At 70.7% G+C, this 14688-nt stretch carries 11 protein-coding genes; 7 read left to right on the plus strand and 4 right to left on the minus strand.

What is annotated here, in order from left to right; translation table 11 throughout:
* Positions 1–413 precede the first annotated feature (413 nt).
* A complete protein-coding gene (locus ACFT4A_RS35525) occupies positions 414–863 on the plus strand; it encodes a PTS glucose transporter subunit IIA (protein WP_189726335.1) in 450 nt (149 codons plus the stop codon).
* A 78-nt stretch (positions 864–941) separates the two neighbouring features.
* Entirely contained in the window at positions 942–2612 is a 1671-nt protein-coding gene (gene ptsP, locus ACFT4A_RS35530) for a phosphoenolpyruvate--protein phosphotransferase (protein ID WP_382838828.1), read from the plus strand.
* Between the two features lie 69 nt (positions 2613–2681).
* Here the strand turns inward: ptsP and ACFT4A_RS35535 are convergent, their stop codons facing one another.
* Together ACFT4A_RS35535 and ACFT4A_RS35540 are read right to left on the minus strand one after the other, a co-directional pair.
* Positions 2682–3572, minus strand: coding sequence for a hypothetical protein (locus tag ACFT4A_RS35535; RefSeq protein ID WP_382838830.1), 891 nt, complete (start codon positions 3570–3572; stop codon positions 2682–2684).
* 192 nt (positions 3573–3764) lie between these two features.
* The gene (locus ACFT4A_RS35540; RefSeq protein ID WP_382838831.1) at positions 3765–5732 is read right to left on the minus strand and encodes an acetoacetate--CoA ligase; all 1968 of its coding nucleotides are present in this window, start codon (positions 5730–5732) and stop codon (positions 3765–3767) included.
* Between the two features lie 211 nt (positions 5733–5943).
* On the opposite strand from ACFT4A_RS35540, the gene ACFT4A_RS35545 reads away from it, so the two are divergent.
* On the plus strand, positions 5944–8310 hold the full coding sequence (locus ACFT4A_RS35545; protein ID WP_382838833.1) for a glycoside hydrolase family 31 protein: 2367 nt from the start codon (positions 5944–5946) through the stop codon (positions 8308–8310).
* A 2-nt stretch (positions 8311–8312) separates the two neighbouring features.
* Here the strand turns inward: ACFT4A_RS35545 and ACFT4A_RS35550 are convergent, their stop codons facing one another.
* Entirely contained in the window at positions 8313–8849 is a 537-nt protein-coding gene (locus ACFT4A_RS35550; RefSeq protein ID WP_382838835.1) for an NUDIX domain-containing protein, read from the minus strand.
* Between the two features lie 47 nt (positions 8850–8896).
* Positions 8897–9706 (minus strand): M15 family metallopeptidase, encoded by an 810-nt coding sequence (locus ACFT4A_RS35555; RefSeq protein ID WP_382838838.1) that lies wholly within the window; start codon positions 9704–9706, stop codon positions 8897–8899.
* Positions 9707–9835: 129 nt separating this feature from the next.
* Between ACFT4A_RS35555 and ACFT4A_RS35560 the strand changes: the two genes are divergently transcribed.
* The 4 genes from ACFT4A_RS35560 to ACFT4A_RS35575 all read left to right on the plus strand — a co-directional run bounded on the left by ACFT4A_RS35560 (position 9836) and on the right by ACFT4A_RS35575 (position 14675).
* A complete protein-coding gene (locus tag ACFT4A_RS35560; RefSeq protein WP_382838937.1) occupies positions 9836–10261 on the plus strand; it encodes a Zn-ribbon domain-containing OB-fold protein in 426 nt (141 codons plus the stop codon).
* The gene (locus tag ACFT4A_RS35565; protein ID WP_382838841.1) at positions 10258–11448 is read left to right on the plus strand and encodes a lipid-transfer protein; all 1191 of its coding nucleotides are present in this window, start codon (positions 10258–10260) and stop codon (positions 11446–11448) included. The genes ACFT4A_RS35560 and ACFT4A_RS35565 overlap by 4 nt, the downstream gene beginning before the upstream one ends.
* Positions 11449–11601: 153 nt before the next feature.
* Positions 11602–13263, plus strand: coding sequence for an EAL domain-containing protein (locus ACFT4A_RS35570; RefSeq protein WP_382838844.1), 1662 nt, complete (start codon positions 11602–11604; stop codon positions 13261–13263).
* Positions 13264–13880: 617 nt separating this feature from the next.
* The gene (locus ACFT4A_RS35575) at positions 13881–14675 is read left to right on the plus strand and encodes an MIP/aquaporin family protein (protein WP_382838847.1); all 795 of its coding nucleotides are present in this window, start codon (positions 13881–13883) and stop codon (positions 14673–14675) included.
* The last annotated feature ends 13 nt before the right edge of the window (positions 14676–14688 follow it).

Here is a 14688-nt window from a genome sequence, read left to right on the forward strand (position 1 = left end):
CTGGCGTTGACTTTTGGCACGCTGTTGAGTTCTCAAGGAACGGTCGCTTCCTTTGTACTCACCCTCTCGGGCTTTCCTCCGGGCGCTTCCCTTCGTTGTTCCAAACTCTATCAGTGTTTTTCCGACTCCCTGACCACCGTCCTGCAGGCATGCAGAAGATGACCCCGAGATAGGATCTAACAAGTTTGGGTGCTGCCAGGCACGGACACGATGTTGTGTCGCTCAGCCCCAGGCAGGAGTACGACTGTACACGCGGCCGCAGAGTGCGTGCAAATCCGTTTACGGTATGGTCTAGACCACTCCGGAGTGCCCGCGCGGAACCGGCACTTCAGGTGACATACCCTGCTGAACAGTGTGCCGCCCGGTACCGACAGGGACGGCCCATAACGATCTCCACCCCTGGGAGGCTTCCCATGACCACCGTGACGTCCCCGCTTGCAGGACGCGCCATCGGACTGGCAGCCGTGCCGGATCCCGTCTTCTCCGGGGCCATGGTCGGCCCGGGCACAGCGATCGACCCCGTACGTGAGCCTTCCGAGGCCGTCTCACCCGTGGACGGCGTCATCGTCTCCCTGCACCCGCACGCGTTCGTCGTCGTGGACGAGAGCGGACACGGCGTGCTCACGCACCTCGGTATCGACACGGTGCAGCTCAACGGCGAGGGTTTCGAGCTGCTGGTGAACAAGGGCGACACCGTCAGGCGCGGTCAGGGCATCGTGCGCTGGAACCCGGCTGCCGTCGAGGCCGCCGGCAAGTCGGCGATCTGCCCGATCGTGGCACTGGAGGCCACGGCCGAAGCCCTCTCCGATCTTCGTATCGACGGCGATGTGAAGGCCGGCGACAGTCTCTTCCTCTGGAAGTGACGCCAGTGCCGTCGTATGACGGCGAGTAGGACAACCAACACGGCGGCGGGAGCCGCCGCACTATCGGAGACGGGTGAGATGGAGACAACGCTGCGAGGCGTCGGCGTGAGCCACGGTGTGGCGATCGGCGAGGTTCGGCATATGGGAACGGCGGTGCTCGAGCCGCCTGCGAAGCAGATCCCGGCGGACGAGGCGGAGCGCGAACAGGGGCGCGCCCGCAAGGCCGTGGAGGCTGTGGCGGCCGACCTGATGGCGCGCGGCAATCTGGCGGGCGGCGAAGCCCAGGCGGTGCTCGAGGCGCAGGCCATGATGGCCCAGGACCCCGAGCTGATGGCCGACGTGGAACGGCGGATCGCCGTCGGCAGCACGGCCGAGCGCGGGGTGTACGACGCGTTCGCCGCGTACCGCGAGCTGCTGGCGGGTGCCGGTGAGTACCTCGCCGGCCGCGTGGCCGACCTCGACGACGTGCGGAATCGAATCGTCGCCCGTCTGCTGGGCGTGCCGATGCCGGGTGTCCCCGACAGCGACGAGCCCTACGTCCTGGTTGCGCGTGACCTCGCGCCTGCCGACACCGCGCTGCTGGACCCGACGCTGGTGCTCGGCTTCGTCACCGAGGAGGGCGGTCCCACCAGCCACAGCGCGATTCTGGCGCGGGCGCTCGGGGTGCCGGCCGTGGTGGCGCTGCCGGGGGCCGGCGAGCTCGCCGAAGGCACGATGATCGCCGTCGACGGCAGCACGGGTGAGATCTTCGTGGACCCGAGTGAGGACAAGAAGGCCGAGCTCGAGGCCGCGGCCGCCGCGCGCAGGGCCGCGCTGGCGGCCTCGACCGGGCCCGGTGCCACGGCGGACGGTCACAAGGTGCCGCTGCTGGCGAACATCGGTGGTCCCGCGGATGTGGAGGCCGCCGTCGACGCCGGCGCCGAGGGCGTCGGTCTCTTCCGTACCGAGTTCCTCTTCCTGGACGACAGCAAGCAGGCGCCTTCCGAGGAGAAGCAGGTCGCGGCGTACCGGCAGGTGCTCGAGGCGTTCCCCGAGGGGCGTGTCGTGGTGCGGGTGCTGGACGCGGGTGCGGACAAGCCGCTCGACTTCCTGACGCCGGCCGACGAGCCGAACCCGGCGCTCGGTGTGCGGGGGCTGCGGACGCTGCTCGACCACCCGGAGGTCCTGCGCACGCAGCTGACCGCGCTCGCGAAGGCCGTGGAAGGGCTGCCGGTCTACCTCGAGGTCATGGCCCCGATGGTGGCGGACCGTACGGATGCCCGGGCCTTCGCGGACGCGTGCCGTGAGGCCGGGTTGCGGGCGAAGTTCGGCGCGATGGTGGAGATCCCGTCGGCCGCGCTGCGGGCCCGCTCGATCCTGCAGGAGGTCGAGTTCCTGTCGCTGGGAACGAACGACCTGGCGCAGTACACCTTCGCCGCCGACCGTCAGGTGGGTGCGGTCTCCCGTCTGCAGGACCCGTGGCAGCCCGCGCTGCTCGACCTGGTGGCACTGTCCGCCGAGTCGGCGAAGGCCGAGGGCAAGAGCTGTGGCGTCTGCGGTGAGGCCGCGTCCGACCCGCTGCTCGCTTGTGTCCTGGCTGGTCTGGGCGTCACCTCTCTTTCGATGGGCGCGGCGTCGATTCCCTACGTCCGGGCGACGCTGGCGAAGTACACGCTGGCGCAGTGCGAGCGGGCAGCTGCGGCGGCCCGTGCGTCGGACAGTGCCGAGGACGCGCGCAGCGCGGCGCAGGCGGTGTTGTCGGGCGAGTAGGCCGGGCTTGGTCGGCCTACGACTGTCCGGGAGGGGCGCTCCACTCACGTGGGGCGCCCCTCCCGCGTTTCAGTGGTTGTGTCCCCGGTGGGGTTGCTCCTCTCCGAGGCCGGGCGGCTCGCAGTAGTCGACGTTGGATTCCGGGGAGATGAGGTCGCCGGACTCGACGTCGGTGCAGTAGGCGTCGAAGACCTCTCCCGCGGTGAGGGGGTCGAGTCCGTAGGCGCGCAGGCGCCAGCCGTAGACACGGTCGGGCCTGTCTGGGGCGCTGGCGCGGATGACGAGTCCACCGGGGCTTTCGGTGGCGAGGCCGAGGGCCAGGACGGTGGTGAACTCGAGGGCTTCCGTCTCGTCCAGCTTCAAGGTGCCGTTCGTGTCGGCGGCGTGGAGTGCGGCGATGAGGGTTTCGGGCGGTCCGGTGACGCTGCAGACGAGGTGCCGGTCGCCGGGTGGGGCCGTGTCGAGGATGCGGACGAGGAGGTCCGAGGCCCGGGCGAAGGCGGTGCGTCCGAGGTCCTCGCCGCAGGACGTGCAGGCGCCCAGGCGAGCGAGGAGTGTGGTCGCGTACTCCCAGGTGGCCTGCCGCACGCCCTCGTCGACGAGGGCCGCCAGGAGGTCGGCCAGGGGCTGGCCGTCGTACGGGAGAGTCGGGCCTGTCACCGCGAGTTGGGCCGTGAAGCGTGTGCGGCTCGACGGGTTGTCCGGGTCCAGGCTCTTCTGCGTGCAGAACTCGGCGTACTCCTCGGGATCGAAGAGGGCCACCGTGGTGTGACTGCCCTGCAGGGTCCGTGTCCTGAGGAGGGCCTCGACCTGTTTGAGGTAGGTCGCGTGGTCGTCGAAGGTGAAGCTGCGGTAGCAGCGCATGGCTCGGAAGTCGTGCTCGTCGGTCAGCAGGCCGATGGTGCCGGCGATTTCGCGGCGCAGGACGCGTCGCATGGTCCGGCTGTCGGTGTGCGCCATTGTCTTTCCCCCTGTGCGCAGTCGATCAATGCTCACTCACAGTAATCGACGGCACTGACACCGGGGGGCTGGCGGAGGTGGCGACGAAGGTGAGCGGTCACAAAGCACCAGGTAAAACCGGCCTATCGCGCGCGCTCCCCGCCCACGGTCATGGTGACGGGGAGTAGCTCGAAGCGGCGTGGACGGCTTCGGTCAGGCGCGTTTGCGGGCGAGGTCCTCGTAGAAGGTCAGGAGGTCGAGGTTGTCGATGGAGCCCGGGTTGACTGCCTTCTCCAGTGGGGTGCCCTGGAGGAGACGTTTGACCGGGACCTCGATGCGCTTGCCGGTGAGGGTGTGCGGGACGCCGGGGACCTCGATGATCTCGTCGGGGACGTGGCGCGGCGAGAGTTGTTCGCGGATGGTCTGCTTGATGCGCTTCAGCAGGTCCGCGTCGAGGGCTGCTCCGGGGGCCAGGTGCACGAACAGGGGCATCCAGTAGCCGCCGTCGGGCTGCTCGATGCCGATGACGAGGGACTCCCTGATTTCCGGGAGGCGCTCCACAGCTTCGTAGATGTCGGCGGATCCCATGCGGACGCCTTGGCGGTTGAGCGTGGAGTCGGAGCGGCCGTGGATGACGACGGATCCGTGGGAGGTGACGGTGATCCAGTCGCCGTGCCGCCATACGCCGGGGTAGGTGTCGAAGTAGCTGTCGTGGTAGCGGCTGCCGTCGGGGTCGTTCCAGAAGTGGATGGGCATCGACGGCATGGGGTTGGTGACCACGAGTTCGCCGACCTCGTCGACGAGGGGGCTGCCGCTCGGGTCCCAGGCCTGCAGGTCGGTGCCGAGGCAGGGGGCCTGGAGCTCGCCGACGTGGACGGGAAGGGTCGGTACGGCTCCGGCGAAGCAGGAGCACACGTCCGTGCCGCCGCTGACGGAGGCGATCCACAGGTCGTCGCGGACCTCGTCGTGGAGCCAGCGGAAGCCGTCGGGCGGCAGGGGCGAGCCCGTGGTGGCGACGCACTGGACGGTGGAGAGGTCGAAGTCGCGGGACGGGTGCACGCCGGCCTTGCGGCAGGCCATGACGTAGGCGGCCGAGGTGCCGTAGAGGGTGGCCTGCGTGCGTTCGGCGATCCGCCACTGGGCGCCGGTGTCCGGGTAGCCGGGGCTGCCGTCGTAGAGGACGATCGTGGTGCCGGTGAGCAGGCCGGAGACGAGGAAGTTCCACATCATCCAGCCGGTCGACGTGTACCAGAAGAAGCGGTCCTCGGGGCCCAGGTCGCAGTGCAGGCCGAGTTGCTTGAGGTGCTCGACCAGGATGCCGCCCTGGGACTGGACGATGGCCTTGGGCAGGCCGGTCGTGCCGGAGGAGTAGAGCACCCACAGGGGGTGGTCGAAAGGCACCTGCTCGAAGACGGGGGTCGTGTCGGCGGAGGTGAGGGCCGACCAGTCGAGGGCCTCTTCGGGTGCCTCGGTGCCGAGGAGGGGGATGTGGATGACGGCGCGCAGAGTGGGCAGTTCGCGGCGCAGTTCGGCGACGGTCTCTCGCCGGTCGTGCTCCTTGCCGCCGTAGCGGTAGCCGTCGACCGTGAAGAGCACGACGGGTTCGACCTGCTGGAAGCGGTCGAGGACGCTGCGGGCGCCGAAGTCGGGTGCGCAGGAGGTCCAGACGCCGCCCACGGCGGCTGTGGCGAGGAGAGCGACCACGGCCTGGGGGACGTTGGGGAGGTAGCCGCTGACGCGGTCTCCGGGGCGTACGCCGAGGGCGCGCAGCTCGGCGGCCAGGGAGCCCACCTGGCGGCGTAGCTCGGCCCAGGTGACAGGGCGTGGTTCGTGTGTCTCGTCGACGTACAGGAGGGCCGGTTCGTCCGCGCGGGTGTCGGCCGCGTGGAGGGCGTGCTCGGCGTAGTTGAGGGTCGCCCCGGGGAACCACTGGGCGCCCGGCATGGCTCGGTCCCCGAGCACGCGCGTGTACGGGGTCGAGAAACGGACGTCGAACCACTCGGTGGCGGCTTTCCAGAAGGCGTCCAGGTCGTCGACTGACCAGCGTTGGAGAGCCGCGTAGCCGCCCTCGGCGGGGGCGCCGTGGTGCTCGGCGGCCCAGGCCTGGAACCTGGTGATCCGTGCTCGGTCGATGCGCTCGGGGTCTGGCTGCCAGAGCGGCTGGGGACTAGCGGTCGACATGGTCGGCTCCCGGACTGTGCGCGTCGTGTGCGGCCTCCGCGCACGGGCTGGGGTGTGCGCGTGAGCGGCTGGCACGGACAATGCCATGTGATCGACTTCGGCACCAGGGCGCGTCCCACATAGTCCGCCTCGTGAAGATGTGGTCCTGACACGGGTGAACGGCAGTTGAACGCCACGCCCGCGTGGCGCGGTCAATGGCAGGGTGAGCAGCATGAACGGTCGTGACCTGGTGCGTTCGGTAAAGGCGATGGGTTCGGTGGGGGCGGCGCAGGGTGTGCGTACCGTACGAGCAGCGTGGCGCAGGCGGCGGGCCGACGCCACCGGGCTGCCGTCGCGCGGGGCGGAGCGTGCGCGCGTGCCCGGTCCCGTGCGGGAGGTGGAGCCGGGGCCGGGGGGCGGTGTAGTCCGGTTCAGCCGGTCCGAGCTGCGCATTCTCGTCGCCGTGAACGGGGCCGTCTTCTGGGGCTGGGACGGGGCGGAGCCCGAGCCGTCGTACGCGCTGGCCGGCCGGTGTCCGGAAGCCGATCCCCGGGCGGTGCTGGAGCCGGACAAGGACGGCGGCTGGCGGGTGGTGGCCGAGCGGGTGACGGTCGTCGTCTCGCGGCACGGCGCGGTGGAGGTGCTCACGCCCGGTGGCGTGACCCTGCGGCGTGATCTGCCGCCGCGATGGTGGGAGCCGGTCGGTGGCGGCCCGGCGCGGTGGTCGCAGCGGTCGGAGGTGGCCGCCGACGCGCGCTTCTTCGGCCTGGGTGGACGTGCCGCGGGTCCGCGCCTGCCGGACGGGACGTACCGGCTGTGGAACACCGACCCCGGCCACGCCTTCGCACCGGGTGACGACCCCCTGTACATCACGATGCCGGTGCAGCTCGTCGTGTCCGACGGCGGTACGCATCTGGCGTTCCACGACAGCTCGTGGGACGGAACGGTGACGCTGCGCGAGGGCGAGGAGGGCGCGGGCTCCGGGCACGACCGCGGCGGGACGAGCGAGCTGCGGATGGACGGCGGTCCGCTGCGCTGCTGGGTGATGGTGGGCACCCCCGCGCGCGTGCTGCTCGCCTGGGCCTCGCTCACCGGGGCGCCCGCGCTGCCGCCCGCGTGGGCGCTCGGCCATCACCACGCGCGGTGGGGGTTCGGCAGCGAGCAGGAGGTGCGGCGGATCCTCGCGGGCTATGTGGAGCACGGTCTGCCGCTCGACGCCGTGCACCTCGACATCGATCACTTCGACGCGCATCAGGTGTTCACCGTCGACCAGGACCGTTTCCCGAAGCTGCCCGTTCTGGCCGAGGAACTCCGGCGGGACGGCATCCGGCTGGTGTCGATCGTGAACCCGGCCGTCAAGGCCCTGCCCGGCAATGCCGTGTACGACGGCGGGGCGGCCGAGGACGCGTTCGTGCGGGACGCGTCGGGGCAGGTCGTGCAGGGAGTCGTGTGGCCCGGGGAGGCGGTGTTTCCCGACTTCACGCACGCGCGTGTGCGTGAGTGGTGGGGCGGCCTCTACGAGGAGCGGCTCGCGCAGGGGTTCTCGGGTTTCTGGCACGACATGAACGAGCCCACGTCGTTCACCGCGTTCGGGGAGTCGACGCTGCCGCGTTCGGCGCGGCACTCCCTGGAGGGGCGAGACGGTGACCATCGTGAGGCGCACAACGTGTACGCGCTGTGCATGGCCCGGGCGGGCTTCGAGGGACTGCGGAAACTCGCGCCCCAGGAGCGGCCGTTCCTGTTCTCCCGCTCCGGATGGGCCGGCATGCAGCGCTACGGGGGCACGTGGTCGGGGGATGTGGCCACCGGGTGGCCGGGACTGCGGGCGTCCTTGGCGCTGGTGATGGGGCTCGGACTGTGCGGCGTTCCGTATTCGGGGCCGGACATCGGAGGCTTCGACGGGGATCCTTCGCCCGAGCTGTATCTGCGGTGGTTCCAGCTGGGCGCGTATCTGCCGCTGTTCCGTACGCACGCGAGTCTGCGGGCGGGGCGCAGGGAGCCCTGGGAGTTCGGTCCCGAGGTGCTGGAGCACGCGCGCGTGGCGCTGGTCGAACGCCGGCGGCTGCTGCCGTACTTCATGACGCTGGCGCATCTGGCGCGGCGTACCGGAGCGCCGTACGTGCGGCCCCTGTGGTGGGCCGCGCCGGAGGATCGGACGCTGCGTGACTGCGAGGACGCCTTCCTGCTGGGCGACAGCCTGCTGGTGGCGCCGGTGCTGGGCCCTGGTGCGGACCGGCGTGCGGTGCAGCTGCCGCGAGGGCGCTGGTACGACACGGTGACGGAGCAGGCGTACGAGGGGTCGGCGCAGGTGCTGGTCGACGCCCCTCTGTCGCGCATCCCCGTGTTCGCGCGCGCGGGTGCCGTTCTTCCCGTACTCGGGGAGGACGGCGGGATCACACTGGAGGTGTGGGCGCCCGCCCGCGGACGGACCGGGGGCGGGCTGGTCGTGCAGGACGGGGGCGAGGGATGGGACGAGCCGGAGATCGAGCGGTACACCGCTCGGTGGATGGGCTCGCGAGTGGTCGTCGAGCGGGAGGGGGAGGACGGCAGGAGCGAGCCCTCCTCACCCGTGCGCGTCCGCGGTGCCGGGGAACGCTGACCTCAGATGTACCGGCCCTCGAACCAGGCCCGTACGGCCACGGTGTGCAGAGGGAAGGCGAGTTCGTCCGCCCTGCGGAGGAGATGCCAGCCCTCCGTCTCGTCGGTGGCGGTTGAGGGCGGCAGGCTCTCGACCGGGCGTTCCGGGAGGAGACCGAACAGCAGCAGGTGCCCGTCGGGCGAGCTCATGGCGTCGACGAGCCGTACCTCGCGGGCGACCGCGTCGATGCCGGTTTCTTCCTTGAGTTCGCGTACGACGGCCTGCCGCCAGTCCTCCCGGTCGTCGATGTAGCCCCCGGGCAGGGCAGTGCCCCCGCGCGCGGGGGCGACGGTTCGGGTGATGACGACCAGGGCGGTGCCCTTGGTGTCGTAGACGGGCTGGAGGGCCACCGCGACCGGGAGCGGATTGCGGTAGGCCACGGCGCCGCACGCCGGGCAGGGGCGGGGCCAGCCGGAGACGCCCTCTCCGTAGGGCGCGCCGCAGCTCGAACAGTGGGAGTCCGGCGCGGAGTTGGAACTGGAGTGCTGAGTTTCGGACACGCGGCGGACTGTAGCCGATCACGGAGAGGGCGTCTCGGGCAGGCTGCTCAGTGGGCGTCGGTGAGCGACTTCCTGGACACGGGGAAGTCGAAGTAGGTGTCCGGGTAGGGCTCGGGCTTGTAGGTGTAGTGCCACCACTCTTCCGGCAGGTTCACGAAGCCGAGGCCTTCCAGGGTGTTCTTGAGCAGCAGCCGGTTGGCGCGCTGTTGGCCCTGGACGCGTGGGTCGAGGGTGTGCGAAAGGGTGTCGAAGCAGTCGAAGCCGGTCCCCATGTCGATCGAGTTGTCGGGGAACCGCTCACCCTTGGGTGCGAAGCACGGCACAAGGGGCTCTTCGGGGTGGTACGGCCGGGTCGGCTTCGCCGGCAGCCTGACGAGGGTGATGTCCAGGGTCGATCCGCGGCTGTGGCCGGACTTCTCGGCGATGTAGCCGTCGGCGAACAGCCGGGTCTTGTCGACGTTCGGGTAGAACTCGCCCTTCATCGCCTCGTCGTCGAGGTCCTCGGCCCAGCGGACGAAGTGGTCCACCGCGCGCTGCGGCCGGTAGCAGTCGTACACCTTGAGTGTGTAGCCCTGCCGCAGGAGCTTCCTCTGGGCCTTGTGGAGGGCTTGTGCGGCGGGGCGGGTGAGGATGCAGGTCGGCTGGAGGTAGCCGTCGACGCGCTCGCCGACGAAGTTGTGCGGGGTGACGTAGCGCATCTCCTGGATGATCGTCGGGTCCACGCTTCTCAGCGCCACGAAGTCCTTCGGTGCCTTGGGCTCGGTCTGGGCATGGGCGGTCGCGGTGGAGGCGGTCGCTGCCAGCAAGGCGGCGAACGCCGTGATGAGGCCGCGTGCCACGGTGGTGAGTCTTGTCATGGCCCTTGCATCTACCAGGAGACGGTCCCATCGGGGAAGGGATGCCCAATTCCGGAACACCGTGGCAGACTTCTGACGTTCCGTCAGATCCGGCTGCGGGGAGGGACTGTGTCGCGTACACGAACACCTGTGGTGGCGGGGTGGTTCGCCGGGGACGGTGACGCCTTCCGGCTGCTCGGCACGCGCTGTACGGCGTGTACCTCGGTCTTCTTCCCGCGTGAGGACCACCACTGCCGCAACCCCTCCTGTACGGGAGAGGAGTTGGAAGAGGTCGCGCTGTCGCGACGGGGGCGCGTGTGGTCGTACACGAACAGCCGGTACCGGCCGCCGTCACCCTATGTGAGCGATCCGGAACTTCCGTGGGAGCCGTGTGCGTTGATCGCTGTGGAGCTGGAGGCCGAGCGGATCGTGGTGCTGGGACAGGCGCCTCCCGGGGTGACTGTCGCGGATCTGACGGTGGGTATGGAAGCGGAGGTCGTTCCCGGGGTGCTCCACGAGGACGCGGAGACGACCTGGACGACGTGGCACTGGCGGCCGACGGGGGTGACGGCATGACAGAAGAGGTGGCGGTGCTCGGCGCGGGCATGCACCCGTGGGGCAAGTGGGGGCGGAGCTTCGTCGAGTACGGCGTCGCGGCGGCTCAGGCGGCGCTCGCGGACGCCGGGTTGGACTGGCGGGACATCGGCTCGATCATCGGGGCGGACACCGTGCGTGGCGGCTACCCGGGGTATGTCGCCGGAGCGACGTTCGCGAAAGCACTGGGCTGGCAGGGGGCCCGGGTCACGAGCGTGTACGCGGCGTGCGCGTCCGGGGCGCAGGCCGTCGACACGGCACGGGCGCAGATACTCTCCGGGCTCGCCGACGCGGTGCTCGTGGTGGGGGCCGATGCCGCTCCCAAGGGATTCTTCCGCCCTGCGGGCGGGGATCGGCCCGACGATCCCGACTGGCTGCGCTTCCGGATCCTCGGGGCGACCAACCCGGTGTACTTCGGGTTGTACGCCCGACGGCGCATGGCTCTGCACGGCGACACGACGGACGACTTCGCTCAGGTGAAGGTGAAGAACGCGGCGATGGGCGCGCTGAACCCGAAGGCGCGCTACCGCAGCCCGGTCACCGCCGAGGAGGTCGCCGCCTCCGCTGTCGTCGCCGATCCGCTGCGGCTGCTCGACATCTGCGCTACCTCCGACGGCGGTGCCGCGGTGGTGCTCTCGAGCATGGAATTCGCGCGGCGGCACGGGCATGCGGAGCCGGTGCGGATCCGGGCCGTGTCCACGGTGACGCCGCGTTACCCGAACACCGTGCTGGACCTGCCGGACATCGCCACGGACTCCGCGGTGGCGGTGGATCCGCCCGGCGAGACGTTCCGGAGGTCGATCGCCCGGGCGGCCTACGAGGAGGCGGGAGTCGGGCCGGAGGACCTGTCGCTGGCCGAGGTCTACGACCTGTCCACGGCGCTCGAGTTGCAGTGGTACGAGGACCTGGGGCTCTGCGGCGAGGGCGAGGGCGTGAAGCTGCTGCGGGAGGGGGCGACGGCACTGGGCGGGCGCATACCGGTGAACGTCAGCGGTGGACTGGCCTCGTTCGGCGAGGCGGTGCCGGCGCAGGCGATCGCCCAGGTGTGCGAGCTGGCCTGGCAGTTGAGGGGCGACGCGGGTGACCGGCAGGTCGCTGGGGCGCGTGTGGGGATCAGCGCGAACCAGGGGCTGTTCGGGCATGGGTCGGCGGTGATCGCGGTGCGGTGATCGCGTGCTGCCGTGGTCGCGGTGCCGTCGCGTGTGAGCTGGTCGTGGGGCCGCGGCCGGCCTTGGTCATACGCTGTGTGACCACGCCGGAATCCTGCGTGAACGTCTCATGAACTGCGCTTGGGCGTGCGCCGGTGGAGCCATCATGCTGCCGTGCACTCCTGGACGGATACTCTCCGCTTCGCCTTCCAGCCGGTGGTCAATCTGACGACCGGCGCGGTCGCGGGGCTGGAGATACTCGCCCGCCCGGAGACCGGCGACATCCTGGCCGAGGCCCGCCGGGACCCCGAGCTCGACTGCCGGCTGGCGGTGTCGGCGGTCCGTGCGGCGGTGCGCAAGGAGACCCTGCTTCCCCTGTTCGTCAACGTGTTCGCCGGTACCCTCGCCGACCTCGGCGGCCTCCCTTCACTGCACGCCGCCGTGCGTGAGGCGGGACGGTTGCCGTGGGAGGTGACGATCGACGTCTGCCCGCCGTACACGCACGTGCCGCAGCAGGCACTGCTGGAGGCGGTGACCGCGCTGCGCGGCCAGGGCTTCCGGATCTGCGCGGACGGCGTCGGGGACGGGGACGTGCCCTTGCGGCTGCTCTCGGACATCGCGCCCGGCCTGGTGAAGCTGGACGCGTCGCTGCTGGCGCGGCCGGCCGTGGTGCGGTCGATGCGGACGCTGTGCGACGAACTGGGGGCGCTCCTGGCGGTCGAGGGCGTGGAGACCGAAGGTCAGTGCGCGGCGGCACTGGCGGCCGGGGCACAGCTGGCACAGGGCGAGCTGTTCGCGCCGCCGGCGCGGCTGCCCGCCGCGGACGTGTACGTCCCGCCCCGCTCCCCCGCCGACCTGGCCGTGCCGCGGTCCGGGCCGTCGGTGCGGGAGTTCGTGCGGCCCGCGGCGCTGCTGCCCGCCACGGCGTCCGCGGGTCAGGTGCGGGCACTGCTGACGGGGTCGCCGGACGTGTCAGGGGTGCTGCTCGTGGACACCGCGGGGGTGCCGGTCCGGTCGCTGCACCGGTCCCGCTTCCTGCTGTCGATGTCGGGGCGCTACGGGCATGCCCTGTACGCCGACCGGCCCGCGGCGAAGCTGGGCGACCCGCCGCGGACGGTGGGCGTCGACGCGACCGCCTGGGAGGTCCTGGACGTGGTGGCGGTCGGCGGGCGGGACCGTACGTCGGACGACGTGGCCGTCGTGGACGAGTACGGGCGGTGTGTGGGGGTCGTACGGCTCGCGGACCTGGTGCGAGCGCTGGCCGAGACCCGAGTGGAGGAAGCGGCGGGGCTCAATCCGCTGACGCGTCTGCCCGGCTCGGACGCGATCACCGGTGAGGTGGACCGGCGGATCGCTGCCGGGCGGCCGTTCGCGCTCAGCTGGCTGGATGTCGATCACTTCAAGCAGGTCAACGACGGGGCCGGCTTCGCGGCGGGAGACGAGCTGATCCGGGCGGTCGGACGGGCGCTGCAGCAGGCCGCGACGGACAGCGCGCGCGTGGGGCACATCGGCGGGGACGACTTCCTGGTACTCGCCGATCCGGAGGGTCTTGATCCGCTGGCCGCCGCTGTGCTGGACGCCGCTTGGTCGGCGGGAGGCCGGCCGGTCACCCTGTCGCTCGCCACGGTGCTGTGCGCGCCGGGCGCTGTGACGGATCACCGGCAGGCGGCGGCCTGCCTGGCACCGTTGAAGAAGGCGGCGAAGTCGCTGCGCGGGGCGAGTTGGGTGCTGGGCCGGGCGGGCCTGCCCGGGCATGAGACCCGCCGGGGCGCCGAGCCGGCACCGGCACCGGCGGGGTGTGGGATGGCGGAGCCGGGTGGGGGTTCAGGGGCGTGACACCACATAAGGGGAGGACCGAGACAGGTACTGGGCTCTGACGGGTCCGTACGGCCGCTCTTGGGGGGCTCTGGTCGTGCGGTTGAGAAACCGCCAGGTCAGGTGGATGCTGGTGGCTAGCAAGCGAGGAGTCAGGTGCGGCTGGGCGAGTGCCGACGGTCGGAGCTCAGCGGAGGCCGGACACCACCAGCAGAGCCTCGCGCGGCCCACCCAGGCGGCGCGGTGGCCCCGACCAGATCTGAACAACGACCCGACCGAGCGCCGTCAGGCCGTGCAACCGGCCACCCGGCCCTGGCAGGAGCCCGGCCGCCGTCACAAGGCCGTCAACCGTTGCGGTCGGCGACCTTGACGCCCCTTGGGTGCCGGTGAACACTTCCGGTGTCAGTCGACATCGCCGTACATTCTCGGCGTATTCCGGCACTGCGGCGCGTGGGCGCGCCTGCGCCAAGGCCCATTCCTCCACGGGCGATTCGGCTGCGACGGCACGCTCGTCACGGATGCCGGGCGGGGCACGGGATCGCGGTATGTCCCTGCCTTCGGCTGAAGTCGCCATGGGAAACGCACCCTGCACGTGAGGACCGGGGCGGACCGTCCCGGGCCACGGCCTAGGAGCCGCCATGACTAACGGAGATATCTTCTTCGGCGAGATGATCGGCACGGCGATCCTGATCCTGTTCGGCGCCGGTGTGTGTGCCGCCGTCACCCTCAGGTTCTCGAAAGCACGGGCCTCCGGGTGGATCGTGATCGCGTTCGGCTGGGGCTTCGGCGTACTGGCCGGCGCGTACACCGCCGCTCCCCTCTCCGGAGGGGTCATCAACCCGGCCGTCACCTTCGGTCTCGCCGTCGACACCGGCGTGTGGAGCAAGGTCTGGGTCTATCTGCTGGGCCAGATCACCGGCGCCATGATCGGTGCGATCCTGTGCTACCTCGTGTACTACGCCCAGTTCGCGGCCAACGTGCGGAAGACGGGCACCACGGAGGGCACAGCGGACGAACCTGTTCCGACGCTGGGCATCTTCTCCACGATCCCGGAGATCCGGAACCCGGTCGCCAACCTGGTCACCGAGATCCTCGCCACCATCGCCCTGGTGTTGCCCATCCTCGCCCTGGTCGGCCAGGACAGGCATGTCGAGGGCATCGGTATCGGCTTGATCGAGGGTGGTGGCGGCATCTACGGGTCCGGTATCGCGATCCTTCTGGTGTCCCTCCTGGTTGTCGGCATCGGCCTGTCCCTGGGCGGTCCGACCGGTTACGCCATCAACCCGGCGCGTGACCTCGGCCCGCGCATCATCCACGCCTTCCTGCCGATCCCGAACAAGGGCACCTCCGACTGGGGCTACTCGTGGATCCCCGTCGTCGGCCCACTGATCGGCGGACTGCTCGGCGGTGTCATCTACAACGCAGCCTTCTGAACCAGCCCAAGGG

Origin of the sequence: Streptomyces sp. NPDC057099, assembly GCF_042671245.1 — a bacterium.
Lineage (GTDB): Bacteria > Actinomycetota > Actinomycetes > Streptomycetales > Streptomycetaceae > Streptomyces > Streptomyces purpurascens.

Excerpts from the sequence above, each read along its gene's own strand:
- ACFT4A_RS35575 (WP_382838847.1), top strand. The coding sequence starts at position 13,881 with ATGACTAACGGAGATATCTTCTTCGGCGAGATGATCGGCACGGCGATC.
- ptsP (WP_382838828.1), top strand. The coding sequence starts at position 942 with ATGGAGACAACGCTGCGAGGCGTCGGCGTGAGCCACGGTGTGGCGATC.
- ACFT4A_RS35540 (WP_382838831.1), bottom strand. The coding sequence starts at position 5,732 with ATGTCGACCGCTAGTCCCCAGCCGCTCTGGCAGCCAGACCCCGAGCGC.
- ACFT4A_RS35535 (WP_382838830.1), bottom strand. The coding sequence starts at position 3,572 with ATGGCGCACACCGACAGCCGGACCATGCGACGCGTCCTGCGCCGCGAA.
- ACFT4A_RS35565 (WP_382838841.1), top strand. The coding sequence starts at position 10,258 with ATGACAGAAGAGGTGGCGGTGCTCGGCGCGGGCATGCACCCGTGGGGC.
- ACFT4A_RS35555 (WP_382838838.1), bottom strand. The coding sequence starts at position 9,706 with ATGACAAGACTCACCACCGTGGCACGCGGCCTCATCACGGCGTTCGCC.
- ACFT4A_RS35545 (WP_382838833.1), top strand. The coding sequence starts at position 5,944 with ATGAACGGTCGTGACCTGGTGCGTTCGGTAAAGGCGATGGGTTCGGTG.
- ACFT4A_RS35525 (WP_189726335.1), top strand. The coding sequence starts at position 414 with ATGACCACCGTGACGTCCCCGCTTGCAGGACGCGCCATCGGACTGGCA.